Below are 1,792 nucleotides of genomic sequence, written 5' to 3'. Positions count from 1 at the left end.
CTCTCGCCGAGGTGCTGTCCGGTACGCAGGTCACGGCCGTGGTGCACACGGCCGGCGTGCTCGACGACGGCGTGATCGCCACGCTCACCCCGGAGCGCATGGAGAAGGTGCTGCGTCCGAAGGCCGACGCCGTGCTCAACCTCCATGAGCTGACGAGCGACCTGTCGGCGTTCGTCGTCTTCTCTTCGGTGTCCGGAATCCTGGGCAGCGCGGGACAGGCCAACTACGCGGCGGCGAACACCTTCCTCGACGCCTTCGCCGAAGCCCGCCGCGCCCGAGGGCTCCCCGCCACGTCGCTGGCGTGGGGTCTGTGGGAGCAGGGCGGCGGCATGGCCGACCGGCTCGGCCGGGCGGACCTCGCCCGGCTCGAACGGGTGGGCCTGGCCCCGATGGCCGTCGGCGAAGGACTGCGGCTGTTCGACGTGGCCCTGACCTTGGACCGGGCCGTCGTCGCCCCGCTGCGGCTGGACCTGGGCGGGCTGCAGGGCACGGTGCCGCCGGTCCTGCGAGGGATGCGCGGACCCGTACGAGGCACCGCGCGGCGCGCGGCGCGGACCGCGCCGAAGGGATCGCTGGGGGAGCGGCTGGCCGGGCTGCCGGAGGCGGAGCGCGAGCAGGTGGTGCTGGATCTGGTGCGCACCGAGGTCGCCGCCGTGCTCGGCCACGCGTCGTCCCAGGCCGTACAGCCGGAACACGCCTTCCAGGACGCCGGTTTCGACTCTCTCACCTCGGTGGAACTCCGTAACCGGCTGAACGCGGCGACCGGGCTGCGGCTCCCCGCGACCCTGGTCTTCGACCATCCCACGCCCGTCGCGCTCTCCCGCTTCCTGCTGGCCGAGACGCTTGGTGTCCAGGAGCGGTCCGAGGCCGCGGTCGCCACGGTGACCGGGACTGACGAGCCGATCGCGATCGTGGGCATGGCCTGCCGGTTCCCCGGTGACGTGCGGTCGCCCGAGGACCTGTGGCGTCTAGTCGCCTCCGGCGGCGATGCGATCTCGGGCTTCCCCGAGGACCGCGGCTGGGACGTCGAGGACCTCTACGACCCGGACCCCGACCGCTCCGGCAAGTCCTATGTGCGGCATGGCGGCTTCCTCCACGAGGCCGCAGAGTTCGACCCGGCCTTCTTCGGGATCTCGCCGCGTGAGGCGCTGGCGATGGATCCGCAGCAGCGGTTGCTGCTGGAGACGTCTTGGGAGGCGTTCGAGCGGGCCGGGATCGACCCGGCGACGGTGCGGGGCAGCAGGACCGGTGTCTTCGCCGGCGTGATGTACCACGACTACGGCGGGCGCGTGACGACCGCTCCGGAGGGCATGGACGCCTACCTGGGCAGCGGCAGCGCGGGCAGCATCGCCTCCGGCCGGGTCTCGTACACGTTCGGCCTGGAGGGTCCGGCGGTCACGGTCGACACGGCATGCTCGTCCTCGCTGGTGGCGCTGCACTTGGCGGTCCAGGCGCTGCGCAGCGGGGAGTGCTCGATGGCGTTGGCCGGCGGTGTCACCGTCATGGCGACTCCCTCGACGTTCGTGGAGTTCAGCCGTCAGCGTGGGCTGTCGGCGGACGGCCGGTGCAAGGCGTTCGGCGCCGGGGCGGACGGTACGGGCTGGGCCGAGGGTGCGGGGATGCTGCTGGTGGAGCGGCTGTCGGATGCCCGTCGCAATGGGCACCGGGTGCTGGCGGTGGTTCGCGGTACGGCGGTGAACCAGGACGGTGCGTCGAACGGTCTGACGGCTCCGAACGGTCCGGCGCAGCAGCGGGTGATCCGGCAGGCGCTGGCGAACGCGGGCCTGTCCTC

Annotated in this window: 1 protein-coding gene; it reads left to right on the top strand. The window is 72.7% G+C overall.

Annotated elements, in window-relative coordinates; translation table 11 throughout:
* Positions 1 to 1,792: beta-ketoacyl synthase N-terminal-like domain-containing protein (locus ABT085_RS46130; protein WP_351623174.1), on the top strand; the 1,792-nt coding region annotated here is incomplete at both ends.

It is taken from the genome of Streptomyces sp. NPDC002265, assembly GCF_040296125.1.
Lineage (GTDB): Bacteria > Actinomycetota > Actinomycetes > Streptomycetales > Streptomycetaceae > Streptomyces.
This window is presented reverse-complemented; position numbering and strand designations above follow the sequence as displayed.